General features: G+C 45.8%; 1 protein-coding gene. It reads right to left on the bottom strand.

The genetic code is table 11. The features are described from left to right. Nucleotides 1-144: 144 nt before the first annotated feature. Complete coding sequence (locus A3766_RS13545) at nt 145-753, bottom strand: Yip1 family protein (RefSeq protein WP_068554227.1); 609 nt, start codon at nt 751-753, stop codon at nt 145-147. Nucleotides 754-808: the final 55 nt, after the last annotated feature.

Genomic DNA, 808 nt, shown 5'->3' with positions numbered 1-808 from the left:
TCCGGATACTGCGNCGACGCTACCAGCAGATAAACAGCGTATGAAAGATATTCGTTTGCAGTGGTAAGTGGCATATGAAATGAGAAGGGGGCTTAATATAAGTCCCCTTCTGCGTTTTGGTATTTCCTTTTTAGTGTTTGCCCTTTAACGTGTGACAAACTCTGGGCCAGCGCCCATGCTCCAAATAATGACGGTGCCGATTAATGTTGTCACCAGATAAACCAGAGAAACTGTTAATATCGCACCGACAAAGAAGAAGGCTTGATCCTGGGATATCTTCAGTACATGAGGTAAACCGTCATACATCAGGTAAGCTGCATAACCCGCTGCTGCGAGGAAAATAGCAGCATTCACCCAAGGCTCTGGGTACAGTGGTGCTAAACCAGCTAGGAACAGAGGCGTGCAGGAGTAAGCGACGAGTGCTATTCCGTTCGCGGCAAACTCATCATGGCCACTGCCATAGTTGCGAGACATCCAGTCAATCATAAAGCCAATAAAGTAAATGCCCGCGACCATGGCGACATAAGTCAAAATACTGAGCGTCATTGCACTCGATTGAGAAAGGTAAACTAACTGACCTTCACCCACTTGCCAACCATATTGAGTGGTTGAAATGTAGGCGCATACTGGGGCAATCAAGGCGAGAAGGCAGATATAGGCGGCCATCTTAAGCGGGCTTGAATGTTCTTTTCTTATTGATTCCCACTCTTCATCGGGGTGTGTGAACATTCCAGGGACATGACTTAATAACATACGGTAAACCTCTATTGATCATTATTGTTTTTTAGGAGTTACTGCGCTGTCTATT

The sequence above is a fragment of the Oleiphilus sp. HI0132 genome, from assembly GCF_001635845.1.
Note: the sequence above shows the minus strand (reverse complement) of the source record. Positions and strands in the feature narration are given on the sequence as shown.